General features: G+C 63.8%; 22 protein-coding genes and 1 other RNA gene. 9 read left to right on the forward strand and 14 right to left on the reverse strand.

Annotated elements, in window-relative coordinates:
• Window positions 1-72: 72 nt before the first annotated feature.
• Window positions 73-1,377, reverse strand: coding sequence for a 23S rRNA (uracil(1939)-C(5))-methyltransferase RlmD (gene rlmD, locus D1Y85_RS08420; RefSeq protein WP_246024836.1), 1,305 nt, complete (start codon window positions 1,375-1,377; stop codon window positions 73-75).
• Between the two features lie 399 nt (window positions 1,378-1,776).
• Between rlmD and D1Y85_RS08425 the strand changes: the two genes are divergently transcribed.
• Window positions 1,777-2,067 (forward strand): outer membrane protein assembly factor BamE, encoded by a 291-nt coding sequence (locus tag D1Y85_RS08425; RefSeq protein ID WP_185218932.1) that lies wholly within the window; start codon window positions 1,777-1,779, stop codon window positions 2,065-2,067.
• Between the two features lie 105 nt (window positions 2,068-2,172).
• Window positions 2,173-3,033, forward strand: a complete 861-nt coding sequence (locus D1Y85_RS08430) for an endonuclease/exonuclease/phosphatase family protein (protein ID WP_124150601.1) — start codon at window positions 2,173-2,175, stop codon at window positions 3,031-3,033.
• A gap of 19 nt (window positions 3,034-3,052) precedes the next feature.
• Here the strand turns inward: D1Y85_RS08430 and D1Y85_RS08435 are convergent, their stop codons facing one another.
• The 5 genes from D1Y85_RS08435 to surE are packed head-to-tail and all read right to left on the reverse strand — an operon-like array spanning window position 3,053 to window position 7,670.
• Window positions 3,053-3,829 (reverse strand): 3'-5' exonuclease, encoded by a 777-nt coding sequence (locus tag D1Y85_RS08435; RefSeq protein WP_124150602.1) that lies wholly within the window; start codon window positions 3,827-3,829, stop codon window positions 3,053-3,055.
• A gap of 21 nt (window positions 3,830-3,850) precedes the next feature.
• The gene (rpoS, locus tag D1Y85_RS08440; RefSeq protein WP_124150603.1) at window positions 3,851-4,933 is read right to left on the reverse strand and encodes an RNA polymerase sigma factor RpoS; all 1,083 of its coding nucleotides are present in this window, start codon (window positions 4,931-4,933) and stop codon (window positions 3,851-3,853) included.
• 12 nt (window positions 4,934-4,945) lie between these two features.
• Window positions 4,946-5,821 carry a peptidoglycan DD-metalloendopeptidase family protein gene (locus tag D1Y85_RS08445; RefSeq protein WP_185218933.1) on the reverse strand — a complete coding sequence of 292 codons (876 nt, stop codon included), beginning with the start codon at window positions 5,819-5,821 and terminating at the stop codon, window positions 4,946-4,948.
• A 5-nt stretch (window positions 5,822-5,826) separates the two neighbouring features.
• Complete coding sequence (locus D1Y85_RS08450; protein ID WP_124150604.1) at window positions 5,827-6,912, reverse strand: protein-L-isoaspartate(D-aspartate) O-methyltransferase; 1,086 nt, start codon at window positions 6,910-6,912, stop codon at window positions 5,827-5,829.
• On the reverse strand, window positions 6,909-7,670 hold the full coding sequence (gene surE / locus D1Y85_RS08455; RefSeq protein WP_124150605.1) for a 5'/3'-nucleotidase SurE: 762 nt from the start codon (window positions 7,668-7,670) through the stop codon (window positions 6,909-6,911). The genes D1Y85_RS08450 and surE overlap by 4 nt, the downstream gene beginning before the upstream one ends.
• 228 nt (window positions 7,671-7,898) lie before the next feature.
• On the opposite strand from surE, the gene D1Y85_RS08460 reads away from it, so the two are divergent.
• Complete coding sequence (locus D1Y85_RS08460; RefSeq protein ID WP_124150606.1) at window positions 7,899-8,870, forward strand: NADPH:quinone oxidoreductase family protein; 972 nt, start codon at window positions 7,899-7,901, stop codon at window positions 8,868-8,870.
• A gap of 83 nt (window positions 8,871-8,953) precedes the next feature.
• On the opposite strand, the gene D1Y85_RS08465 is transcribed toward D1Y85_RS08460, so the two are convergent.
• From D1Y85_RS08465 to ffs, 8 genes are all read right to left on the reverse strand, one after another.
• Window positions 8,954-9,778: an ABC transporter permease gene (locus D1Y85_RS08465; RefSeq protein ID WP_124150607.1), complete on the reverse strand. Its 825-nt coding sequence runs from the start codon at window positions 9,776-9,778 to the stop codon at window positions 8,954-8,956.
• Window positions 9,779-9,820: 42 nt separating this feature from the next.
• Complete coding sequence (locus D1Y85_RS08470) at window positions 9,821-10,633, reverse strand: ABC transporter ATP-binding protein (protein ID WP_124150786.1); 813 nt, start codon at window positions 10,631-10,633, stop codon at window positions 9,821-9,823.
• Window positions 10,634-10,720: 87 nt separating this feature from the next.
• Entirely contained in the window at window positions 10,721-11,761 is a 1,041-nt protein-coding gene (locus D1Y85_RS08475) for an ABC transporter substrate-binding protein (protein ID WP_124150608.1), read from the reverse strand.
• Window positions 11,762-11,823: 62 nt separating this feature from the next.
• Window positions 11,824-13,062 carry a CaiB/BaiF CoA transferase family protein gene (locus D1Y85_RS08480; protein WP_124150609.1) on the reverse strand — a complete coding sequence of 413 codons (1,239 nt, stop codon included), beginning with the start codon at window positions 13,060-13,062 and terminating at the stop codon, window positions 11,824-11,826.
• Window positions 13,063-13,223: 161 nt separating this feature from the next.
• Window positions 13,224-13,820: a recombination mediator RecR gene (gene recR / locus D1Y85_RS08485; RefSeq protein ID WP_124150610.1), complete on the reverse strand. Its 597-nt coding sequence runs from the start codon at window positions 13,818-13,820 to the stop codon at window positions 13,224-13,226.
• A gap of 142 nt (window positions 13,821-13,962) precedes the next feature.
• On the reverse strand, window positions 13,963-14,289 hold the full coding sequence (locus D1Y85_RS08490) for a YbaB/EbfC family nucleoid-associated protein (RefSeq protein ID WP_028224769.1): 327 nt from the start codon (window positions 14,287-14,289) through the stop codon (window positions 13,963-13,965).
• 79 nt (window positions 14,290-14,368) lie between these two features.
• Window positions 14,369-16,765 (reverse strand): DNA polymerase III subunit gamma/tau, encoded by a 2,397-nt coding sequence (locus D1Y85_RS08495; protein ID WP_124150611.1) that lies wholly within the window; start codon window positions 16,763-16,765, stop codon window positions 14,369-14,371.
• A 270-nt stretch (window positions 16,766-17,035) separates the two neighbouring features.
• An RNA gene (gene ffs / locus D1Y85_RS08500) (signal recognition particle sRNA small type) lies at window positions 17,036-17,134 on the reverse strand.
• Between the two features lie 452 nt (window positions 17,135-17,586).
• On the opposite strand from ffs, the gene trxA reads away from it, so the two are divergent.
• The 6 genes from trxA to D1Y85_RS08530 all read left to right on the forward strand — a co-directional run bounded on the left by trxA (window position 17,587) and on the right by D1Y85_RS08530 (window position 23,068).
• The gene (trxA, locus tag D1Y85_RS08505; protein ID WP_027797264.1) at window positions 17,587-17,913 is read left to right on the forward strand and encodes a thioredoxin TrxA; all 327 of its coding nucleotides are present in this window, start codon (window positions 17,587-17,589) and stop codon (window positions 17,911-17,913) included.
• Window positions 17,914-18,229: 316 nt separating this feature from the next.
• Complete coding sequence (gene rho / locus D1Y85_RS08510; protein WP_124150612.1) at window positions 18,230-19,492, forward strand: transcription termination factor Rho; 1,263 nt, start codon at window positions 18,230-18,232, stop codon at window positions 19,490-19,492.
• A 183-nt stretch (window positions 19,493-19,675) separates the two neighbouring features.
• Window positions 19,676-20,206, forward strand: coding sequence for a MerR family transcriptional regulator (locus tag D1Y85_RS08515; protein ID WP_124150613.1), 531 nt, complete (start codon window positions 19,676-19,678; stop codon window positions 20,204-20,206).
• Entirely contained in the window at window positions 20,203-21,759 is a 1,557-nt protein-coding gene (locus D1Y85_RS08520) for an MFS transporter (RefSeq protein ID WP_124150614.1), read from the forward strand. The genes D1Y85_RS08515 and D1Y85_RS08520 overlap by 4 nt, the downstream gene beginning before the upstream one ends.
• 44 nt (window positions 21,760-21,803) lie before the next feature.
• A complete protein-coding gene (locus tag D1Y85_RS08525; RefSeq protein ID WP_124150615.1) occupies window positions 21,804-22,652 on the forward strand; it encodes a M90 family metallopeptidase in 849 nt (282 codons plus the stop codon).
• Window positions 22,653-22,804: 152 nt separating this feature from the next.
• Window positions 22,805-23,068: a type B 50S ribosomal protein L31 gene (locus tag D1Y85_RS08530; RefSeq protein WP_124150616.1), complete on the forward strand. Its 264-nt coding sequence runs from the start codon at window positions 22,805-22,807 to the stop codon at window positions 23,066-23,068.
• Window positions 23,069-23,363 lie beyond the last annotated feature (295 nt).

Here is a 23,363-nt window from a genome sequence, read left to right on the forward strand (position 1 = left end):
GCCCCGCAGATGCGGGGCTTTTTTTACGCTTCGCGCCGCGCCAGGATTGCGGCGCGACGTCATCTCGGGCACTCAGTCGCGCTCGAACAGCGCAATCGACTCCACATGCGACGTGTGCGGAAACATGTTCACGACGCCCGCACCCTTGAGCCGGTAGCCTGCCTCGTGCACGAGCAGGCCTGCGTCACGCGCAAGCGTCGCGGGATTGCACGAAACGTAGACGATGCGCTGCGGTAGCGGGCCCTCACCGCTCTGCGCGATGTCCGCAAGCGCCCTCGACACCGCGAGCGCGCCTTCGCGCGGTGGGTCGACGAGGAACTTGTCGAAGGCGCCCAGCGCACGCATGTCGTCGGCGGTCACTTCGAACAGGTTGCGGCAAGCAAACGATGTATGGCCGTCCACGCCGTTCTCGCGCGCGTTCTCGAGCGCGCGCGCCGTTAGCGCGTCACTGCCTTCGATCCCCACCACCTCACGCGCGAGCCGCGCGAGCGGCAGCGTGAAGTTGCCGATCCCGCAGAACAGATCGAGCACGCGGTCGCCCTTCTGCGGCGCGAGCAGGCGCAGCGCGCGGCCGACCAGCACGCGGTTGATCTGATGATTGACCTGCGTGAAATCCGTCGGCTTGAACGGCATCCGGATGTCGAATTCGGGCAGCGTGTAATCGAGTTGCGCGTCGAGCGGATAGAACGGAAACACCGTGTCCGGGCCCTTCGGCTGCAACCAGAACTGGACGTTGTGTTCGTCGGCGAAGCTGCGCAGCAATCCTTCGTCGGCTGCGGTAAGCGGCTCCAGGATGCGCAGCACGAGCGCTGTCACGCTCGAACCGACGGCCAGCTCGATCTGCGGCATGCGATCTCGGATCGACAGCCCCTCAACCAGCTTGCGCAGCGGCACCAGCATCGCCGAAACGTGCGGCGGCAGCACCTCGCAGCTCGTCATATCGGCGACGTAGCTGCTCTTCTTCTCGTGGAAACCGACCAGCACGCCGCCCTTCTTCGGCACGTTGCGCACGGTGAGACGCGCGCGGTAGCGGTAACCCCACGATGGACCGTGAATCGGCCGGAACATTGATTCGGCGCGCACCTTGGAAAGATGTGCGAGGTTGTCTTCGAGCACACGCTGCTTGACCGCGATCTGGGCGCGCACGTCCAGATGCTGCATGGAACAGCCACCGCAGGTGCCAAAGAACTGGCACTGCGGTTTCGTGCGAATCGAGCTTTCGCGCAACACATTCACTACCTGCGCCTGCTCGAAGCTCGGCTTCTTACGGTAGCTCGAGTAGGTCACGCGCTCGCCGGGCAGCGCGCCCTCGACGAAAATCACCTTGCCCGGCTCGCCTGTCTCGGTAACGGTGCGACCGACGCCGCGTGCCTCCATGTCGAGTGACTCGATCTCCAGAATCGGGGCATGAAGCACCGACGCTTCCGCGGCGGCGCGCCGTTCGGCCCGACGCTCGCGCTTCGAGCGCTTCGCGGGAACGGCGGCGGCATCCGGTGCGGGCGCGGCGTGGACGGGGTCGGCTTGAGGATCGGGGGCAGCTTGAGACACCAGCGGGTTCCTGACAAACAGTGGGGTGAACGATGGGCGAAGGCGAGATTGTAGACGAACTCGGCACCGCCGCCCTCGACGAGCCATAGCGGAACCCACATTGCCGCACCTTGGGGTTTTACCAATACGTCCGGCAAGGGATCACACTGGCGTCTTTAGGGCAATTCGATGGAAAATCACGCGTGCAACACTGATTGATCACACCCCACTTTTATTGCTGGAGCCGAATTGAGCAAGTTATTCCGCTTTGCGGCGGCCGTCGCGCCGCTTCTCGTCCTCGCCGCCTGTGCCTCGTCCGACAAGGAGCCCGAAAAACTTATCGCCTCCGTTTCGCCGGGGCTCACGCAAACAGAAGTGATGCGACATCTTGGACCGCCTGATCACGTCTACGATTACGCTGGCCGTGACTGCTTCCAGTATGCGCTCGGCGACAAGAATGTCCCGCTTGCGGTCTATTTCGACGATCAAGGTCGAGTGGTCAGCTCCACGCGCGAGGCGTGCAAGGGCCGCATGCGCTGACGTCCGTTACGGCGGGCGGTGCGACTGCGCGCACCTGCCCCCGGCGCTCCCGCGGCTTGCCTTTGGGCTACAGTGAAGCGATACCGCTTTGCGTCTGGATAGCCCATGAAACTGCTCAGCTGGAACATACAATGGGGCCGCGACGCGGCGGGTGTCGTGGATCTCGCGCGCACGGTGCGCGAGGCGCTGCGGTTTGCCGACTTCGACGTGCTTTGCCTGCAGGAAGTCACGCGCGGCTTTGGCGCGTTGCCGGGCGCCCCCGGCGACGATCAGTTCGCCGAACTGGCGGCGCTTCTGCCCGGTTTCACGATTATCGAGGGAATCGGGGTCGATCTTCCCGCGCCGCGAGACGCGCCGGGCGCACACCGGCGCCAGTTCGGCAACGCTATCGCGAGTCGTTTTCCCGTCGCCCAGGTGTGGCGCCACCTGCTGCCCTGGCCCGCCGAGCCGACAGCACCGTCGATGCAGCGCGTGGCGCTCGAAGCGGTGCTCGACGCGCCGGGCGGCGCGCTGCGTGTGCTGGTCACTCATCTCGAGTATTACTCGGCGCGTCAGCGCCTCGCACAGGTCGACGAACTGCGGCGCTTGCAGCGGGAAGCGGCGGCACACGCGGCGCACCCTGCGCCGGCCGAAAACGACACGGGTCCATTCGCATCGACTGCGCGTCCTGCGAGCGCCATCGTCTGCGGCGATTTCAACAGTGCGTGGGGCAGCGACGCGTACACGCGCATGCTGGAACCGATCGCCGATAGCCTCCCGTTCTTCGACGCGTGGACCGCGCTGCATCCGGGCGCGACGCCGCCGCCAACCGCCGGTGTCTACGACACCGTGCAATGGTCGTCCGGCCCGCTTGCGTGCGATTTCATCTTCGTCACGCAAGACCTGCTCGGGCGGCTAACAGGCTGCGAGATCGACGGCACGACGCAGGCGTCGGATCATCAGCCGATCGTGCTGGAACTGGACTAAGATGCCTGGCCGATACCGCTCAGGCGCCGAACGCCGCGAGATACTCGGCCCAATGCGGCGCGGGTTCGATGGCAAGCGCATTCTTGACGTGCGTGATCTCGTCTTCGTATTCGCGTTCGGTAAAGCCGCCGCGCATCAGCTGGAAGCGGCAGTACAGCAGATACGTATTGACGACGTCGGTCTCGCAATAGTTGCGAATTTCCTCGATGCGTCCCTGCTGGAACGCCGTCCACACCTGGCCGCCGTCCATGCCGAGCTTGCCCGGAAAGCCGCAGAGTTTCGCAAGCGCGTCGAGTGGCGCGTTGGCGCGCGCCTGATACATCGCGAGCACGTCCATCAGATCGGTGTGACGTGAGTGATAGCGGCTGATGTAGTTGTTCCACTTGAAATCACGGTCGTCTTCGCCGAGATCCCAGTAGCGCGAAGCACGGATGCCGTGCACGAGCGCACGATAGTGCAGCACGGGCAGATCGAAGCCGCCGCCGTTCCACGAGACGAGCTGCGGCGTGTACTTCTCGATGGTTCGATAGAACGACTGGATCAGCGCGGCTTCGCCGTCCTCGGGCGTGCCGAGTGAGCGTACGCGAAAACCCTGACCATCGCGGAACACGCAGGAAATCGCGGCGACGCGCTGCAGATGATGCGGCAGGAAATCGCCGCCGGTTTTCTCGCGACGCGGGGCGAACGCATGTTCGGCCACTTCGGCGTCGGTCAGCGAGGCGGGAAGATCTTCGAGACGGCGAATGCCGTCGACATCGGGAATCGTCTCGATGTCAAATACGAGAACAGGTGTCATCCGGTTTAGGTGCGCAGAAATTTACAAAACGGCGTCCTTGCGCACGCCGTTGGAAGCGAAAAAGCGCTTGAGGCGCACCAGTGCTTCCTGCTGGATCTGCCGCACGCGCTCGCGGGTCAGGCCCATCTCGTCGGCGAGTTCTTCGAGCGTCGCCGGTTCGATGTGATTCAGCCCGAAGCGGCGCTCGATCACATGGCGATGCTTGTCCGACAGCCGTCCAAGCCAGGCGCGCGTAAGCGTTTCCAGTTCGCGATGTTGCACTTCCGCGTCGGGCGACTGGCTCTGGTCGTCGGAAAGGAGATCGAGCAGGCTGCTCGCGGGATCGAGGTCGAGCGGCGCGTCGAGTGACGCCGTATGCTCGTTGAGTGCGAGGATGTCGGTGACTTCCTCGGTCGTCTTGCCCGTGAGGTAGGCGATGTCGTCGATGCTTGCATCGCGCCGCTCGGACGCCGAGTCGGCGTTCAGTGAATTCTTCTCCAGGTGACGCTTCGCACGCAGCACCTGGTTCAGTTCGCGGATCACGTGCACCGGCAGCCTCACCGTGCGCGCCTGATTCATGATCGCGCGTTCGATGCTCTGACGGATCCACCACGTTGCATAGGTCGAGAAGCGAAAGCCTCGCGCCGGATCGAACTTCTCGATCGCGTGCATGAGGCCGAGGTTGCCTTCCTCGATCAGGTCGAGCAGCGGAACGCCGCGATTCAGGTAACCCTTCGCAATGCTCACCACGAGCCGCAGATTGCGCTCGATCATCACCTGGCGCGCCTCGAACTCGCCGGCCTTCGCGAGGCGCGAATAGCGCTGCTCCTCTTCGACGGTGAGCAGCGGCTTCACGCTAATGCGGTTCAGATAGTGCTGGATCGTGTCGGCCGTGAGTTCGGCCTGCAGGAGCGCGCGGAAATCGTCGGCATCGGAAGCGGGTTCGGCGGCTTCGCGACCGCCACCTTCCTCTTCAGCGGCCGACTCGCGCTCTTCGAATTCGCGCGAGTTGTCGAGTTCGGACAGCGTCTCGTCGTCGCCCGACGCAGCGCTGTCCTCCACCGAAACCGGGGTGGCCTCGCTGTCAGTCTCGGTTTGCTCCAGACGGCGCTTCGATTTCGGCATAGTCGGCTCGCTTCATTGCGGCGGCAAGTACTTCAGTGGGTCGACGGGCTTGCCCTGACGGCGGACTTCGAAATGCAGCATCACGCGGTCCGAATCGCTATTACCCATTTCGGCGATTTTCTGACCTTTGGTGACCGCATCCCCTTCTTTTACCATCAAAGCGCTGTTGTGTGCATACGCTGTCAAAAACGTCGCGTCATGCTTGATGATAATGAGATTGCCGTATCCGCGCAGCCCATTTCCGGCGTAAACCACGCGTCCATCGGCAGCAGCCTTGATGGAATCGCCGGTTGCGCCGCCGATATTGATGCCTTTGTTCTGCCCGTCGTCGAACCGGTTGAGCATCGGACCACGCACCGGCCAGCCCAATGCGATACTGCTCGACGCCGCTGTTGCGTCGACCGCACTGGCCTGCGGTTGCACCATCGCGGTGTTCGCGCCCGGACCTGCGACCGGCGGAGTCGCTGAGCCCGGCGCGATGCTCTGCACGTTGCCGGCCGGCACCGCCGCGGTGACCACACCCGGCGTCGCCGCGGCAACGTTTGCTCCCGGTGGCGCAACGCGCAGCAACTGGTCCACTTCGATCTGATTCGGGTTCGCGAGATTATTCCACGTCGCGATGTCGCGGTAGTTCTGCCCGTTTTCTAGCGCAATTCGATAGAGCGTGTCACCCGGCTTTACCCGATAGTACCCCGGAGGCGGCGGCCCGAGCGGCACAGCAGGCTGCGCGGCGGCTGTGCCTGCCGGCGCGGTGCGGTCTTCCACGGGTGCCAGATCGAACCGCGATGCGCAGGCCGTCAGCAGACAGAGCGCGATGACCGAGAGGCTGCGCTGGACTAAGGTCAAATCGACATTCAGGCGGTTTCCTGGCATCACGACGCTATTCATCGGTTTCAGATCACTCCAGATTTTAAGGGGACAAAGAAAACGCGATCGAGCCGCGACTCACGCCATTGCGCGGGGCCCGTGCGCTCGACAAGCGTGAGCACCTGGGTCGCCTCGCCGCCTGCGCTGGCGGGCGACGCGACGGGCGCCACGAGCCTCCCGCCAATGGCGAGTTGTTCGAGCAGCGCCTGCGGCACATCGAAGCCCGCGGCCGCGATCACGATCGCGTCGAACGGCGCCGCCGACGGCAATCCGAGCCGTCCGTCACCGTAGTGCAGACGGATGTTCGGGATGCGCAGCGGGCGAAGATTCCTCTTCGCACGCTCGTACAACGGCTTGATGCGTTCGATCGAATAAACGTCGCGCGCGATCTGGCTCAGCACGGCCGCCTGATACCCGCAGCCGGTGCCGATCTCGAGTACGCGGTCGAGCGTACGACCGGTGCCGGCGAGTTCGAGCATGCGAGCCACGACCGAAGGCTTCGAGATCGTCTGCTGATGACCGATCGGCAGCGCCGCATCTTCGTAGGCCTGAGTCGCGAGACCCGGATCGACGAACATGTGGCGCGGCACGCCAGCGAGTGCCTGAAGCACGCGCGCATCGGCAATGCCATTCGCACGCAGGCGTTCGACCATCCGCTCGCGAACGCGTTCCGAAGTCAACGCAAGTGCGCTGTTGAGCGGCACGCCCGGCGCACCGGATGTGGGCGTACCACTCGTGCGCTGTGGGGTATTGGAGCGTGCCGCAGCAGAACGGTTCGCGCTCGCCTGCAAAAGATGCGTAGCGGGTTGCGCTGCATGTGGCGCGGCATTGCCGCGGCGCACATCGTTCGGACGCGCGGGCGCAGTCGACGCGCCGCTCACCGGGCTCTTGTGGGCAGCGCCCTGCGTACGACCGGGTGTGCTGGCACCGATCCCGCCACCTGCGCGCGGCACCGATGGATTTGCCACGTCCTTCGCCACGCCAGTCTTGCCCGCGCCGCCGAGCGGGCCGCGTGCTTCGCCGTGACGCGAGTCGAGACCATCGCGACGGCGCGGCTCGCGCACGAGGTCCGCGAGCCCGAGCGGAAAACGCTTCGTGCGCTCGCCAGTCATGAAGCGCTGCCGCCCCGACGCACCCATGCGTGCGTCTCAGGCAACATCTGCGTGTGGGTCAGATCGAGTTGCAGCGGCGTTATCGACACGTTGCCGTGCGACACCGCGTGGAAATCCGTGCCCTCGCTCGCGTCGCGCGCACTGCCCGACGGGCCGATCCAGTAGATCGGCTCGCCGCGCGGGTTGGTCTGCCGGATCACCGGCTGCGACGGATGACGCTTGCCGAGGCGCGTAACGCGCCACTCGCCGACTTCGTCGTAGGGCAAGTTCGGAATGTTGACGTTCAGGAGCGGGTGCCCAGGCAGCGGATTCGCGAGGTAATGCGACACGATTTCGGCCGCGACGCGCGCGGCGGAATCGAGATGCGCCCAGTCCTTGTCGACGAGCGAGAACGCGATGGCCGGCACACCGAACATGATGCCCTCGGTAGCCGCGGCCACCGTGCCCGAGTAAAGCGTGTCCTCGCCCATGTTCTGGCCGTTGTTGATGCCGGAGACCACGAGATCGGGCTTGTGCTCGAACATGCCTGTGAGCGCGATGTGCACCGAATCGGTGGGTGTGCCGTTCACGTAGTAGAAGCCGGTCGTCGCCGAGCGCAGCACCGATAACGGCCGCCACAGCGTGAGCGAGTTCGATGCGCCGCTGCAGTTCTGCTCCGGCGCCATCACCGTGACTTCGCCGAGCGGCTTGAGCGCTTCATAAAGCGCAGCGAGACCGGGGGCGAGATAGCCGTCGTCATTGCTGAGTAGTATTCGCATCGGACGATTGTAACCGAGGAAAGAAGGCAGGCGAACGACAGTCCGGGAAGCCCCCACCAAGCGCCGCGCGCACACCGGGGTGCCACGCCGCGCTCCATTCCGGGCGCCCTTCTTCCCGACTTTTAGAGCCCGCACTGAATGGAACGGTCGTTCGCGCCGCGGTCCGGTGCCGTACACTGTCCGCTGATCCCGGCTTCATGAACGACGCGACAGAACACAGGAGACACGATGCGCGCCATCCGCTGCAACCAGTACGGTCCGCCCGATTCGCTCACGCTCGAGGAACTGCCCGACCTTACGCCTGACGCGGGTCAGGTCGTGATCGACGTAAAGGCCGCGGCCGTCAATTTCCCCGACGTGCTCATCATCGAAAACAAGTATCAGATGAAGCCGCCGCTGCCCTTTACGCCGGGCGCCGAGGTCGCTGGCGTCGTGCGCGCGGCAGGCGCCGGTGTGAAGCTCGCGCCGGGCACACGTGTGGCCGCCTATGTGGCTGCCGGAGGGTTCGCCGAGCAAGTCATCGCCGAGGCCTCCGCGTGCGTGGCGCTGCCCGATGGCGCCGATTTCGCGACAGCCGCCGCGTTCACGCTCGCCTATGGCACGTCGCATCACGCTGTGGTCGATCGCGCGGCGCTGCGCCCTGGCGAGACGATGCTCGTGCTCGGCGCCGCAGGTGGCGTGGGCCTCGCCGCGGTCGAAATCGGCAAGGCGCTCGGCGCGCGCGTGATCGCTGCGGCATCGAGCGAAGAAAAGCTGGGGGTCTGCCGGCGCTTCGGCGCAGACGCCACCATCAACTACAGCACCGAAGATCTGCGCGAGCGCATCAAGGCGCTCACCGACGGCAACGGCCCCGACGTGATCTACGATCCGGTCGGCGGCATCTACGCGGAACCGGCTTTCCGCAGCATCGGCTGGAGGGGGCGCTACCTCGTCGTGGGTTTCGCCAACGGCGAGATACCGAAGCTGCCACTCAACCTCACGCTGCTCAAGGGGGCGAGCATCGTCGGCGTGTTCTGGGGGGATTTCGCGCGCCGCGAGCCGCAGAACAACGCGGCGGCGTTCGCGCAGATGGTCGGCTGGATCGGAGAAGGCAAGCTCAAGCCGTATGTCTCGAAGCGCTACAAGCTCGCCGACACGGCTCAGGCGCTGAAGGACATGGCGTCACGTCGCGTAGTGGGCAAGATCGTGATCGAACCCTGAGCCGGCGCTCTGCGGCCAGAACGGATACGGCGCGCCATGGCGCGCCGTATTTTTTTGCCGACCGTGGCAGGCACCGCCGCTCGTTAGAGCTTCTCAATGTCTGCCGCCCTCGGCTGCCACTTCATCAGACGCTTCTCTGCGAACCCGACGAGCGCATCGAGAAGCAGCGCGAACGCCGTCAACACGAGAATGCCTGCGAACACGGTGTTGATGTCGAACGTGCCTTCGGCTTGCAGGATCAGGTAGCCAACGCCGCTCGCAGAACCGAGGTACTCGCCCACCACCGAACCCACGAATGCAAGCCCTACCGAGGTGTGCAGACTCGAAAATACCCAGCTCGTCGCACTCGGCAGATAGACGTGGCGCAGCAGTTGCTTGCGGTTCGCACCGAGCATGCGCGCGTTCGCGAGCACGACCGGGCTCACTTCCTTCACGCCCTGATAGACGTTGAAGAACACGATGAAGAACACGAGCGTGACGCCCAGCGCCACCTTCGACCAGATACCGAGCCCGAACCACACGCCGAAAATCGGCGCGAGGATCACACGCGGCATCGAGTTCGCAGCCTTGATGTAGGGATCGGAAAGCGCGCTTGCCATGGGTGCGAGCGCGAGCCACAGGCCCACGCCGAGTCCACTCACGGTGCCGATCACGAACGCGAGCACCGTCTCGACCAGCGTGACCCACAGATGCAGCCAGATCTCGCCGCCCGTGAACCACTCCCAGATGCGCACGAGCACCTTCTGCGGCTCGCCGAAAAGGAACGCGGCCTTGTCGGGGTCATCGAAGTAGAACGGCGGCAGGATCGACGGACTCGTCAGCACGTACCAGAGCGCGAAGCACGCGACGAGCAGCAGCCACTGCCACACGATGAGGTTGCCCCGGTTCGGGCGCAGCCGTTTCCACATGATGTTGTCTCTCCTGCTTTTCTTGTTCGGGCGCGGCGCGCGTCAACCGGCGGCGAGCTGCTGCTGGTAGCCCTTGAGTACCTCTTCGCGCAACACACCCCAGATCTGCGCGTGCAGCTCGACGAATCGCGGATGCGAGCGCACTTCCGCGACGTCGCGCGGACGCGGCAGATCGATCGCGAACTCGCCGATCGGATGCGTGCCCGGCCCCGCCGATAGCACGATGACGCGATCCGACATCGCAATCGCTTCATCGAGATCGTGCGTGATGAACAGTACGGCCTTGCGGCGCGCGGCCCAGAGGTCGAGCAGCTCGTTCTCCATGAGCTGCCGTGTCTGGATGTCGAGCGCAGAGAACGGCTCGTCCATGAGAATGATGTCAGGATCGAGAATCAGCGTCTGGGCCATCGCGACGCGCTTGCGCATGCCACCGGAAAGTTGATGCGGAAACCGGTCGCCAAAGCCGCCGAGCCCCACGCGCTTGAGCCATTCCTCGGCCTCCCCGCGAGCCTCGCTGGCCGCGACGCCGCGAAACGTGAGACCCGCCATCACGTTGTCGAGTGCGCTGCGCCACGGCATCAACGCATCGGCCTGGAACATGTATCCCGCGCGACGGTTGAGGCCCGAAAGCGGCTCGCCGAACACGCTAACCGTGCCGTCGCCCGGTTCAAGCAGCCCCGCGCCGACGTTGAGCAACGTGGACTTGCCGCAGCCGGTCGGCCCGACAACCGAGACGAATTCACCCGGCGCAATGCGCAGCGTCGCATTCGCGACGGCGGTGTAGCGCTGCGAGCGGTCGTCGCGCGACGCGAAGGTGCAAGTAATATTCTCGAGCGCGAGTGCGGGTACGGTCATCGTCATTCAGGAGCTACACGGATACGGGGAGTGGAAACGCCGCGGCGCGCGGCGCCCTCGCAATCGTGACAACACGATCGCGTAAGGTCAGCTCTTGACGGTCGCGAGCGCCTTCGTCACGAAGTCGTTGGTCCACGTCTTCGAGAGGTCGATGGGCTTGCCCTTCACGTTCGCATCGAACGCCTGCAGCGTCTTGAGCGACGTGCCGGGACCGCCGGCCGGCATCAGGCCGTCCGGCGAAAGCGCCTCCTTCACGTGGTCCCACGCCGCCAGATAGAGCGCGCGATCGCCGAGCAGATAGCTCTCGGGCACCGTTTCGATGAGCTGTGCGCCGGTCGCCGCCTGCAGCCACTTCAGAGCGCGGACCATCGCGTTGGTGAGCGCCTGCGTGGTGTTCGGATTCTTCGCGATGAACGCCTGCGACGCGTAGAGACAGCCCGCCGGCATGTCGCCGCCGAACACCGAGTGCGTATCGGCGAGCGTGCGCGTATCGGAAACGACGCGAATTTCGCCCGCGCGATCGAGCTTCGTCATCACCGGATCGAGATTGGCGAGCGCATCGATCTGGCCCGACTGTAGTGCTGCAACCGCACCGGCACCCGCGCCGACGCCGATGAACGACACATCGTTCGCCGTGAGGCCGGCTTTCGCGAGCACGAAGCTCGCCATGATCGACGTCGACGAACCCGGCGCCGTGACTCCGATCTTCTTGCCCTTCAGGTCGGCGATCGACTTGTAGCCGGGCATCGTCTTCTTCGAGACGGCAAGCACGATCTGCGGTGCGCGGCCCTGCAGCACAAATTCGCGGAACATCTGGTGCTGGGCCTGCAGCAGGATGATGTGCTCGAACGCACCCGAAACGACATCGGCGCTACCGCCCACAGCGGCCTTCAGCGCCTGCGAGCCGCCTGCAAAGTCGGAGATCTCAACTTCGAGGCCCTCGTCCTTGAAGAAGTTGCGGCGCTCGGCGATGGTCAGCGGCAGGTAATAGAACAGATTCTTGCCGCCGACGGCGATCGAAACTTTTCTCGTTTCCAGTTGGCCCGGCTGTGCAAAAGCGAGCGACGGACCCGCGAGCGTGGCGCCCGCGAGCGCGGCCGTCCCGGCGAGGAAGGTTCTTCGTTGCATGTGCGAGTCTCCTGCGGTCGTTGTGCTTGTCTTTCTTCCCGGCCGCGCCTCGTTCGTGCTTTCTAGACGATCTGTTGTGCGCGCAACCGCTCTATTTGCTCCGCATCATAACCCAGCGCCAGAAGGACTTCATTGGTGTGTTCACCGAGCTCGGGGCCGAGCCAGCGCGTGTCGCCAGGCGAGGCGGAGAGCTTCGGCGTGACCGACGGCAACGCGACGTCAACCTTACCTTGCCAGCGGAACTGCTGGATCATCTGGCGCGCCATGAACTGCGGATCGGTGAACATGTCAGCGACGCTGAAGATGCGGCCCACCGGCACGTCGGCGGCATTGAGCACGTCGAGTGCTTCGTCGATCGTGCGCGTAGCCAGCCATGCGGCGATCGCCCCGTCGATCTCCTGCGTGCGCGGCACGCGGCCGTCGTTGTGCGCGAGGTCCGGATCGTTGGCGAGGTCTTCACGGTCGATGGCCGTCATGAGACGCTTGAAGATGGGATCGCTGTTGCCCCCGATCACGATGCTGCCGTCCTTGCACGGGTAGGTATTCGACGGAACAATGCCGGGCAGCGACGCGCCTGTGCGCTCGCGCACGAGACCATAGACGCCGTACTCGGGCACGACGCTTTCCATCATGTTGAACACAGCCTCATAGAGCGCAACGTCGACGATCTGGCCGCTGCCGCCGTTCGTATTGCGGTGATGCAGTGCCATGAGCGCACCGATCACACCGTGCAACGCAGCGATCGAATCGCCGATGGAAATGCCGATGCGCGGCGGCGGCAGATCCGGATAACCGGTGATGTGACGCAGACCGCCCATCGACTCGGCGATCGCACCGAAGCCCGGACGATCGCGATACGGACCGCTCTGGCCATAGCCTGAAAGCCGCACCATCACGAGGCCGGGATTCTCCTTCGAGAGCACGTCGTAGCCCAGACCGAGTTTCTCCAGCAGTCCGGGCCGGAAGTTCTCGATGACGATGTCGGCTTCCTTCGCCAAGCGACGGACGATCTCCTTGCCCTCCTCGGCCTTGAGGTTCACGGTCACCGACTTCTTGTTGCGCGCCTGCACGGCCCACCAGAGCGAAGTTCCGCCGGCTTCCGGATAGAGCTTGCGCCACTTGCGCAGCGGATCGCCGCCCTTCGGGTCTTCGATCTTGATGACCTCGGCTCCGAATTCGCCGAGAAACCGCGCCGCGAACGGGCCCGCAATCAGCGTGCCGAGTTCGAGCACCTTTACGCCGGCGAGCGGGCCTGCCGGACGCTCGCTGGCTGCGGATTCGGGAGAAGTGGCTGTGCTCATGAGTGTCCTTTTGTCGATGGCAGTTAGTGCTTTAGCACTTACTGTGCATCCCATGCAAAGCTGTCGATGTCAGTTGGTGCTTTAGCGGTTGCCGACATCCAGTGCGAAGCTGTTCTTCGGTGCGCGACGCGCGACACCACGCCCGGCGCGTCAACGACGGGTTACATCGAGCGGCGGTCGATCATCGCGCGGGCGATCGTGCCCGCATCGACGTATTCGAGTTCGCCGCCCACCGGCACGCCGCGCGCAAGCCGCGTGACGGTCAGGCCGCGCGCCTTCAGCGCCTGGCCGAGATAATGCGCGGTGGCTTCGCCTTCGTTCGTGAAGTTGGTCGCCAGCACGACTTCCTTGACGACACCGTCCGAGGCGCGCTTCACGAGGCGGTCAAAATGAATTTCTTTGGGGCCGATGCCGTCGAGCGGACTCAGATGCCCCATCAGCACGAAATACAGGCCGCGCCAGGTCATGGTCTGTTCGAGCATGATCTGGTCGGCGGGCGTTTCGACGACGCACAGCAGCGTGGGATCACGTTCCTCGTCGAGACATGTTTCGCAGACCTGAGCTTCTGTGAAGGTGTTGCACTTCTCGCAGTGCTTCAGGTGTCCGGTCGCATACATCAACGCGCGGCCGAGCTTTTCGGCGCCATCGCGGTCGTGCTGCATCAGGTGATAGGCCATGCGCTGCGCCGACTTTGGCCCGACGCCGGGCAACACACGCAGCGCCTCGACAAGCGCAGCCAGGGCGGAAGGTTGTTTCATGCGGGTTCAGCGTGGCGGATCGATGAGTCTTGCGGCCGTTTTTTACGGCGGCCGCGAACCATGCGGGCGGCGTGCACTCAAGCACAGCGGCCCTGTGAAAAACGGGCCGCGGCGCATAAGCGCGCGGCCCGCAGACACCGTATCAGAACGGCAGCTTGAAGCCCGGCGGCAGCGGCAGACCAGCGGTCATGCCGCCCATCTTTTCCTGCGATGTGGCTTCGGCCTTGCGCACCGCATCGTTGAACGCTGCGGCAACGAGGTCTTCGAGCATGTCCTTGTCGTCAGCGAGCAAGCTCGGATCGATCGACACGCGGCGCACGTCATTGCGGCACGTCATCGTCACCTTGACGAGACCGGCGCCCGCCTGACCCTCAACCTCGATCTGGGCAAGCTGCTCCTGCATCTTCTTCATGTTTTCCTGCATCTGCTGGGCCTGCTTCATCAACCCGGCGAGTTGGCCTTTCATCATGATCGTGACTCCTTCTGAATCGTCTCTATCTGGATCCTGGAAAAGCGCGCGGCATGATTGCGAGGCCGCGCGCCGAAAATCAATGGACGGTCGGACTGTGGCCCGCCGCAGCATCCGGCGCGAGCGGCCGGATCGAACCCGGCACGATGCTCGCGCCGAAATCGCGAATCAGTTGCTGGACGAATGGGTCCGCGCCGATCTCGCGTTCTGCTTCGCGTTGTGCCTGAGCGCGCGCGGCGGCGTCGAGCGCGGCAGCCGTCCGGCGTGCGGGGCCCACTTCCACGGCGACATCGACGGTTTTGCCGAGCCGTTCGGCGAGCGCCGCCTTCAGTTTGACGACCTGCGAGGCCTCGGCGTATTGCGGCACCGGCACGCTCAGCTTGAGCAGCGCACCGTCGAGCGCAGTCAGTTCGCTGTTGAACGCGAGCTGGTACGAAATGCCCTTGAGCGGCAGCGTCGCGGCGAGCGTGGGCCAGTCGCCCGGGAAACCGATCGCGTCGAGCGGAATTCCCGGTGGCAACTTGCTCACATCAACGACCGCCACAGCGGGCGACGCAGCGGGTGAAGCTGCGCGCGGCGCGGCGGGTTCACTGTCATAGGCCGGAACGAAGCTGTCGTCGGGCGTCGCAAAATAGGCGTCGTCGGCACCGAGCGGCACGTAGTCGTCGGGCGAGATGTCGTCCCACGGCGACGCCGACGAGGCGTCCTGCGCGGGCGCATTACGGGCCAGCTGGCGAGCCTGCATATCTTGCGCAGCCGCAGCGCGACGGGCCGGATCGGGCGTCGGCACTTTGACCTCGGTGCGCGGCGCCGCGGATTTCGATCCGGTAGCGGGTGTCGCTGCCGATCCAGTGGCCGCCGGGCGGGCGCCGCGGTCGTTGGAAACGCGCATGCCCTTGCTGCGCAGCACGTCGAGCGCCGCACTTGCCCCACCGCGCGCACCAGACGCCGCAGCGGGTTCTGCGGTTGCATCGGACTGGGATTGCTGCTCCGGTTCGACGGGAACGGGCGTTGCTGCCGCCACGGGCGCTACGGTCGTGATATCGGGCGCGGCGTCTGACGCATCGCCTTGTGTCTCGTCCGTCGATTCCCACGGCGGCACGACGCGAACCGCAGCGGACGCGGCCGGGGTGGTCGCAACAGCCGCAGGCATCGCTTCAGCGCCAACGTCCAGTACGGCGGTGGACTTCGCCACTTCCACCGCACTCGATCCGGTGAGCGCCGCTGCCGGACGGGTGACCGCCGCAATGGCCTCCGGCGCAGCGACCGGTTGAGCGCTGGCAGCGGGGACACTCGCGGCGGAAGGCGCCATCGCAGGCGTGACCGCACTTGCCCCGGGACCCGCCACAGCCGGCTTCGAAGCCGGTGCATTGCCGACACCGCCCGCGCCAGTCGCCGGCTCGAACGCAAGCATCCGCAGCAAGGTCATCGTGAAGCCGGCGTATTCGTCGGGAGCGAGGCCCAGCTCATTGCGGCCAAGCGTCGCGATCTGATAGAAGAGTTGAACCTGTTCGGGAGAGAGAACAGCCGCGAAGCGACGCAGATCGGCCGCTTCGGGCCACTCGTCAAGCACCGACGCCGGCGCGAACTGCGCCCACGCGATCCGGTGGAAGAGCCCCGCGAGATCCTGCAATGCTGTCGAAAACGACAGGCTGCGCAACGCCATTTCGTCGGCGATCGAGAGCACGGCCGCACCGTCGCTCGCAACGAGCGCGTCGATCAGGCGGATCAGATAGCTCTGATCTAGCGCGCCGAGCATGCCGCGCACGGCCTCCTCGGTCACCTGGTTTGCCGAGTAGGCGATCGCCTGGTCTGTCAGCGAGAGCGCATCGCGCATCGAGCCGTCAGCCGCGCGTGCGAGCAAGCGCAGCGCCTGCGATTCGAACTCGACCTTCTCCTCGCCGAGAATGTGCGTCAGGTGCTCGACGATATTCGCCGCCGGCATCTGCTTCAGATTGAACTGCAGGCAGCGCGACAGGACCGTGACCGGGATTTTCTGCGGGTCGGTGGTCGCGAGGATGAACTTGACGTGCGGCGGCGGCTCTTCCAGCGTCTTCAGCATCGCATTGAAGGCGTGGTTCGTGAGCATGTGCACTTCGTCGATCATGTAGACCTTGAAGCGCGCATCCACCGGCGCATAGACGGCGCGCTCGAGCAGCGCGGCCATTTCATCGACGCCGCGATTACTCGCCGCATCCATTTCGACATAATCGACGAAGCGGCCTTCATCGATCTCCCGGCACGCGCGACAGACGCCGCACGGTTTCGACGTCACGCCCGTCTCGCAGTTGAGCGCCTTGGCGAAGATCCGCGACAGCGTCGTCTTGCCCACGCCGCGCGTGCCCGTGAAGAGGTACGCGTGATGCAGACGGCCGCCGTCGAGTGCATGCGTGAGCGCGCGCACCACGTGCTCCTGTCCGACGAGCGAAGCGAAGTCCTTCGGTCGCCACTTGCGTGCGAGAACTTGGTAGGTCATCAGGAAATTGTATCAGCATCGCCTGCGCCCACCGAGGATTCGGCGGGTCCCGAACGGATGCGCCGCGGCGCTCGCGCTTTGTACATGCACGCCCTGCAGGCGCGGCGCATATGAACCATGCCGCGACGGCAAATACAGTGACGATCGGAACCGGTGGGCGGAGCGAGCACGCGACAAACACCGGCGAGCACGCGACCAATACGGCCTGCGAGTCTGGGCGGGGGGAAATCCGGGGGGAATACTGCCGGGAACAACTGGAAGAAAGTAGAAGGTGACGAGCCTGACCCTCGGCACTGGCGGAAAACGGCTGTGGCTGCTTCGTTCCCGACCTGACCAGGTTGACCGCCCCTCCATGCGAGGAGGCCCGTCACGGCGCATTCTAGCATTGGTTGCGCTGCAATGCGACTGCCCCACGCGAAAAGCCTCAGCGCCGCGCGCTCTTGCAACCGCGCATGCTGCCTCCATATTGTGTGCGTGTGGCCATGCATTCGGTCGGGGGCATCTCTCTCGACGCAATTCAGGTGCCGCCGGAATAGCGAAGACGCCGCTCGGAAAATGCGCGCGTAGTGTCGCTTGAGAAGCTGAAACCCTGATGGCGATATGCGTACTATCACCATCGGCAACGCATAGGGATTTAGGCTACACTGGCGTCAGCAATGGGGTCCACCGTGCACAACTGCTCCGCACGGAGCTTGCGCGGATCGGTCCGGCCGCTTGCAGGCTTTCTTGTCGGCCTTCGGTCGACCCCGGATCAGTTTTCCGTTTTGGTGTATCGTGGCGAGCAATTTAGTCAGCCTCGAATCGAAAGAGGTATTCATAAAATGAGCGAACAAATCAAGCACATCAGCGACGCATCGTTCGAACAGGACGTCGTGAAATCCGACAAACCGGTTCTGCTGGACTTCTGGGCCGAATGGTGTGGTCCATGCAAAATGATCGCGCCGATTCTCGATGAAGTCGCGAAGGATTACGGCGACCGCCTGCAGATCGCGAAGATCAATGTGGACGAACACCAGTCGACGCCGGTGAAATTCGGCGTGCGCGGCATCCCGACGCTGATCCTCTTCAAGAACGGCGCCGTCGCTGCACAGAAGGTCGGCGCACTCTCCAAGTCGCAACTCACCGCGTTCCTGGACAGCCACCTGTAAGTCCCATTGCCCGCCGCGCCGCACTTCCCAGTTCCTTGTCTGTTCATTGTTTGCTTCTCATTGAACGCATTGAACTCACGTGTGGCCCGCGGGCGAGTAACGGTGCGTGTTGTCCACCGACAACACGCACCGTAAAAAACATGCCAACTCGCCACACAGGCGGCCAGCGGCGTGTGCTATGCTAGAATTCATAAAGCGTCTAACCGGCGCCAAATAAAGTAGCAAGCAAAAGTCCCAAGCAAGTCCTAGAGCGATTCCGCTCAATTCTTTCCCCCAGACTTCATTTCGTCGCAGTTCTCCCCGACGGGTTCTCCGTATGCATCTTTCCGAGCTTAAGTCTCTGCATGTCTCCGAATTGATCGAGATGGCCAATGGCCTCGAGATCGAAAATGCGAACCGCCTGCGCAAGCAGGAACTGATGTTCGCGATTCTTAAAAAGCGCGCCAAAACGGGCGAAACGATCTTCGGTGACGGCACGCTCGAAGTGCTCCCGGACGGTTTCGGCTTTTTGCGCTCGCCCGAAACCTCGTATCTCGCGAGCACCGACGACATCTATATCAGCCCGTCGCAGATCCGCCGCTTCAATCTGCACACCGGCGACACGATCGAAGGCGAAGTCCGCACGCCGAAGGACGGCGAACGCTACTTCGCGCTCGTAAAGGTGGACAAGGTCAACGGCCAGCCGCCCGAGGCCTCGAAGCACAAGATCATGTTCGAGAACCTCACGCCGCTGCACCCGAACAAGGTGCTGCTGCTCGAGCGCGAGATGCGCGGCGAGGAGAACGTGACGGGCCGCATCATCGACATGATTGCGCCCATCGGCAAGGGTCAGCGCGGCCTGCTGGTCGCCTCGCCGAAGTCGGGCAAGACCGTGATGCTTCAGCACATCGCACACGCGATCAAGCAGAACCACCCGGACGTGATCCTGTTCGTGCTGCTCATCGACGAGCGCCCGGAAGAAGTGACCGAAATGCAGCGTTCGGTGGCAGGCGAAGTGATCGCCTCGACCTTCGACGAACCGGCTGCGCGTCACGTGCAAGTCGCCGAAATGGTGATCGAAAAGGCCAAGCGCCTCGTCGAAATGAAGCATGATGTCGTGATCCTGCTCGACTCGATCACGCGTCTCGCGCGTGCGTACAACACGGTCGTGCCGGCTTCGGGCAAGGTGTTGACGGGTGGTGTCGACGCTAACGCGCTGCAGCGTCCGAAGCGCTTCTTTGGCGCTGCACGCAACATCGAGGAAGGCGGCTCGCTCACGATCATCGGCACGGCGCTCATCGAAACCGGCAGCCGCATGGACGACGTGATTTACGAAGAGTTCAAGGGCACCGGCAACATGGAAGTGCACCTCGAGCGCCGCCTCGCGGAAAAGCGCGTTTATCCGTCGATCAATCTCAACAAGTCGGGAACGCGCCGCGAGGAACTGCTCATCAAGCCGGACATCCTCCAGAAGATCTGGGTGCTGCGCAAGTTCATCCACGACATGGACGAAGTCGAGGCCATGGAATTCCTGCTCGACAAGATTCGCCAGACGAAGAGCAACTCCGAGTTCTTCGAGATGATGCGCCGCGGCGGCTGATCGCCCCGGCATCGCGCAAAACGCCCGCTCCATGCGGGCGTTTTTATTTCCGGCCGCTAATACTCTCGCGGGCCGCTCGCTTTATTCGCGTATGGATGCATCGCCCTCAACCTGCACGTGAACGTTCACGTTGACCTATAATTCGAAGCTCTTGCTACTGCCGCCGTCCCCGGCACGCAGCCAATGTCAAAGAATACCCAGGCGCCGCTCAACGTGCGCGATGCCGCGCTCCGGTTGAACGTCACGCCACGCACGCTCAAGTATTACGAGGAGCGCGGGCTCGTCACGCCAACGCGTAGCGAAGGCCGCTACCGCCTCTATGACGAACGCGACCTCGAACAGTTCGCGCGCATCCTTCGACTTCGCGCGCTGGGCTTTTCCCTTCACGGCATCGCCGAGATGCTCAAGCGCCCGCTCGAACCCGCCGGCGACGGACGCAGACGTTACTCGCAGGATTCGCTGCGGCATATCGCGGACGCTTTGGCGCAGCAGATCGATACACTCGATGCGCGCATCGCGGCCGTGCGACGCGAACTGAAGGAAGCGCAGACAGTGCGCACCGAACTCGCGGACGACCTCGACTACCTGAAAAAGCGCCTCGCGGGTGTGCCGTCCGAAACGCTGATCGACGAACGCCTCGTCGCGAAGAAGCGTCGCAAATCCAGCAGCGGACAAAGCCGGACCGCTGGCGGCGACGGGGACACGTCCGAATGAATTCCGCCCCGCCCCGTCAGCCGATCTTCAGCGTGGAGCGTCTGCGTGGCGACTTCTATCCGTGGGTGATGGCGTTCGCCACCGGCCTCGATTACTTCGACAACGCAATCTTTTCCTTTTTCGCGAGCTATATCGCGGGCGGCATCAACGCGTCGCCCGACGAACTCGTCTGGGCGTCCAGCACGTACGCCGTCGCCGCTGTGCTCGGCATCCTGCAGCAGCAATGGTGGGTCGAGCGTGTCGGGTACCGGCGTTATGTGTGCGGCTGTCTGCTTCTTTACGCGGCGGGCTCCGTCTTTGCAGCACTCAGCGAATCGTCGATCCAGCTCGCCTTCGCGCGAGGCTTTCAGGGCTACTTCATCGGCCCGATGATGGGCACGTGCCGCATCCTCATCCAGAACAGTTTCACCCCGCAGCAGCGCCCCGTGGCGACACGTGCGTTCCTGACGCTGATCGTGTTGTCCAGCGCGCTGGCGCCACTCGTTGGCGGCCTCGTCGTCGCACATTTCGACTGGCGCGCCCTCTTCGCCTGCACCGCGCCCGCGGGTGTCCTGTACGGTGTGCTTGCGCTTTTCGCCCTGCCCGACTCCGGTCACGTGCAACCCGAGGAACGAGGCGAAGCGCACTTCTGGCCCTATATCATCTTCGCGTTCGCGCAGGGCGCACTGCAGATCGCCATGCAGCAGGTGCGCTTCGAGCTATTCAGCAAATCACCCGGGCTGATCTTGCTCACCATCGCCGGCATCGGCTCGCTCGCGTGGTTCGTCTGGCATCAGTGGCATCATCCGAAACCGCTCGTGCGACTGCACGCGCTGCGCGAAAAGACCTTTCAGGTCGGCCTGCTGCTCTACATGATCTATTACTTCCAGAGCACCGCGTTCAGCTATCTGATCTCGCGCTTCCTCGAAGGTGGCCTCAACTATCCGATCGAAAACGCCGGACGGCTCACGGGTATCACGTCGCTCATCTCGGCATCGGCGCTCTTCCTGTACTTCCGCTATGCGAAGCTGTTGCCGCGCAAGAAGTGGATCATCGTGCCCGGATTCGCGCTCGCGGCCTTCGTCGCCTTCTGGATGACACGGATGCCGCCCAACGTCAGCCAAGCCTGGCTCATCGCTCCGCTGCTGCTGCGCGGCCTGCTCCTCCTCTTTATCGTGCTGCCGGTCGCCAACCTCACGTTCAGCATCTTCGAGATCGAGGAATTCAGCCACGGCTACCGGCTCAAGAACATCGTCCGGCAGTTGACGATCTCGTTCGCTACGGCCACTGTCATCATCATCGAGCAACACCGGCTCGCGCTGCACCAGTCGCGACTTGCGGAATATGTGAATCCGCTCAACCCGATCTTCCAGAACACCCTCGCGACGCTCACGCACGGCTTCGAAAGCCTCGGTCGCGCGCCAGACGAAGCGCACGGCCTTGCGATCGCCGAGATAAGCCGCATGGTCACGCAGCAAGCGAGCTTCCTGAGTTCGCTCGACGGCTTTTATTTCCTTATCGGCGTGGCCGTCTGCGGTGGTATCTTTGCGGCCTGGCAGAAGCAGATCGAGTGACCGGTCAAGACAATCCGCGGCACCCATCACGACACAATCCGGCGATGCTATCGAAACTGTCCCAGTGGTTCGGCGCGCGCCGCCGCGAAAAGGCGTTGCGCACCCATGCGATCGACGACGCACTCTGGCAGGCCACGCTCAACGGCCTGCCGTTCCTCGCGCACCTCGATGCCGCCGATCTCGCGCGCCTGCGCGATCTGACGAGCCTCTTCATAGCGCAAAAGGAGTTCTCGACCGCGCACGGCCTCGAACTGACCGACCGCATGACGGTATCGATCGCGGCGCAGGCATCGCTGCCGGTTCTGAATCTCTCACTCGATCTGTACCGCGGCTGGGTCGGCGTGATCGTGTACCCGGGCGAATTCGTAATCCGCAAGACCGTCGAGGACGAGGATGGCGTCGTGCACGAAGTCGAGCACGATGCGAGCGGCGAAGCATGGGATGGCGGGCCAGTGATCCTCTCGTGGGAGGACGCGCAAATGACCGACGGCACCGACGCCTACAACGTCGTGATCCACGAATTCGCGCACAAGATCGACATGGCGAACGGCGAGACGGACGGTCATCCGCCCCTTTATCGCCGCTGGCACGCGCCGCTCGATGCGTCCGCCTGGGCCGACGTCTTCGACAACGCCTACGATCAGTTCTGCGCAAAGGTTGACGCGGTTCCGCAGCGGCACTGGGCGCGCTTCGAGCGCGAATCGCTGATCGATCCGTATGCGACCGACCATCCGTCCGAGTTCTTCGCGGTCTGCACCGAGGCGCTGTTCGTCAAGCCGAAGGCGTTCGAGGCCGAGTATCCCGAACTGTACCGGCTGCTCGCCCGCTACTACCGGCAAGACCCGGCCCGAGCCGGTGCACTGGCGGGTTTTGGCGAGCCAGACCTCAAATAATCGCCAACCGGCTGATTATCTGGCATAATCTCCATTTTTCGACCTTGTGTAAGTGGCTCGCGCGATCAAGGTCCTGTGACACCGCAACTGCGGACCGCAACTACGGGGTTACAGGCACGCGGGTTGGCTACCGCCCGATTTAAGGAAAAACCATGAAAGAAGGCATTCACCCGGATTACCGCGAAGTCCTGTTCATCGACGTTTCGAACGACTTCAAGTTCGTGACCCGCTCGACGATCCAGACGCGCGAAACCGCCGAGTTCAACGGCAAGACCTACCCGCTCGCCAAGATCGAAGTGTCGTCGGAATCGCATCCGTTCTACACGGGCACGCAAAAGATCATGGACACGGCCGGCCGTGTCGAGAAGTTCAACAAGAAGTTCGGCGCGCGCGCCACGGGCAAGGCCACGAAGTAAGCTTCGCGGAACACCTGTACCGGCTTCGCGCCGGTCCCGGAACAGAAAGGGCAGCGAACGCTGCCCTTTTTTGTTGCTGCGCCGCTCCTTGTCGCACCGCTCTTCGCTTCTTTTTTCGCGCCGCTTTTCGCACCCTTTGTCTCGTCGGTTACCAGCCACGCCCACACCGGAACGCTTCGCATCAACGTTTGGGTCGGTCGGTCACCGTTTCGGGCCAATGCATCGTGGCGCGCCGCTGGTGGCCCGGCTAGAATGCCGGATGCTTCGGACCAGCCCGATGTTAGTGCCCACTGCA

This window comes from Paraburkholderia dinghuensis (genome assembly GCF_003837865.1).
GTDB lineage: Bacteria > Pseudomonadota > Gammaproteobacteria > Burkholderiales > Burkholderiaceae > Paraburkholderia > Paraburkholderia dinghuensis.

Excerpts from the sequence above, each read along its gene's own strand:
- rlmD (WP_246024836.1), bottom strand. The coding sequence starts at position 1,377 with ATGGAGGCACGCGGCGTCGGTCGCACCGTTACCGAGACAGGCGAGCCG.
- D1Y85_RS08430 (WP_124150601.1), top strand. The coding sequence starts at position 2,173 with ATGAAACTGCTCAGCTGGAACATACAATGGGGCCGCGACGCGGCGGGT.
- D1Y85_RS08435 (WP_124150602.1), bottom strand. The coding sequence starts at position 3,829 with ATGACACCTGTTCTCGTATTTGACATCGAGACGATTCCCGATGTCGAC.
- rpoS (WP_124150603.1), bottom strand. The coding sequence starts at position 4,933 with ATGCCGAAATCGAAGCGCCGTCTGGAGCAAACCGAGACTGACAGCGAG.
- D1Y85_RS08445 (WP_185218933.1), bottom strand. The coding sequence starts at position 5,821 with ATGAATAGCGTCGTGATGCCAGGAAACCGCCTGAATGTCGATTTGACC.
- D1Y85_RS08450 (WP_124150604.1), bottom strand. The coding sequence starts at position 6,912 with ATGACTGGCGAGCGCACGAAGCGTTTTCCGCTCGGGCTCGCGGACCTC.
- surE (WP_124150605.1), bottom strand. The coding sequence starts at position 7,670 with ATGCGAATACTACTCAGCAATGACGACGGCTATCTCGCCCCCGGTCTC.
- D1Y85_RS08460 (WP_124150606.1), top strand. The coding sequence starts at position 7,899 with ATGCGCGCCATCCGCTGCAACCAGTACGGTCCGCCCGATTCGCTCACG.
- D1Y85_RS08465 (WP_124150607.1), bottom strand. The coding sequence starts at position 9,778 with ATGTGGAAACGGCTGCGCCCGAACCGGGGCAACCTCATCGTGTGGCAG.
- D1Y85_RS08470 (WP_124150786.1), bottom strand. The coding sequence starts at position 10,633 with ATGACCGTACCCGCACTCGCGCTCGAGAATATTACTTGCACCTTCGCG.
- D1Y85_RS08475 (WP_124150608.1), bottom strand. The coding sequence starts at position 11,761 with ATGCAACGAAGAACCTTCCTCGCCGGGACGGCCGCGCTCGCGGGCGCC.
- D1Y85_RS08480 (WP_124150609.1), bottom strand. The coding sequence starts at position 13,062 with ATGAGCACAGCCACTTCTCCCGAATCCGCAGCCAGCGAGCGTCCGGCA.
- recR (WP_124150610.1), bottom strand. The coding sequence starts at position 13,820 with ATGAAACAACCTTCCGCCCTGGCTGCGCTTGTCGAGGCGCTGCGTGTG.
- D1Y85_RS08490 (WP_028224769.1), bottom strand. The coding sequence starts at position 14,289 with ATGATGAAAGGCCAACTCGCCGGGTTGATGAAGCAGGCCCAGCAGATG.
- D1Y85_RS08495 (WP_124150611.1), bottom strand. The coding sequence starts at position 16,765 with ATGACCTACCAAGTTCTCGCACGCAAGTGGCGACCGAAGGACTTCGCT.
- trxA (WP_027797264.1), top strand. The coding sequence starts at position 17,587 with ATGAGCGAACAAATCAAGCACATCAGCGACGCATCGTTCGAACAGGAC.
- rho (WP_124150612.1), top strand. The coding sequence starts at position 18,230 with ATGCATCTTTCCGAGCTTAAGTCTCTGCATGTCTCCGAATTGATCGAG.
- D1Y85_RS08515 (WP_124150613.1), top strand. The coding sequence starts at position 19,676 with ATGTCAAAGAATACCCAGGCGCCGCTCAACGTGCGCGATGCCGCGCTC.
- D1Y85_RS08520 (WP_124150614.1), top strand. The coding sequence starts at position 20,203 with ATGAATTCCGCCCCGCCCCGTCAGCCGATCTTCAGCGTGGAGCGTCTG.
- D1Y85_RS08525 (WP_124150615.1), top strand. The coding sequence starts at position 21,804 with ATGCTATCGAAACTGTCCCAGTGGTTCGGCGCGCGCCGCCGCGAAAAG.
- D1Y85_RS08530 (WP_124150616.1), top strand. The coding sequence starts at position 22,805 with ATGAAAGAAGGCATTCACCCGGATTACCGCGAAGTCCTGTTCATCGAC.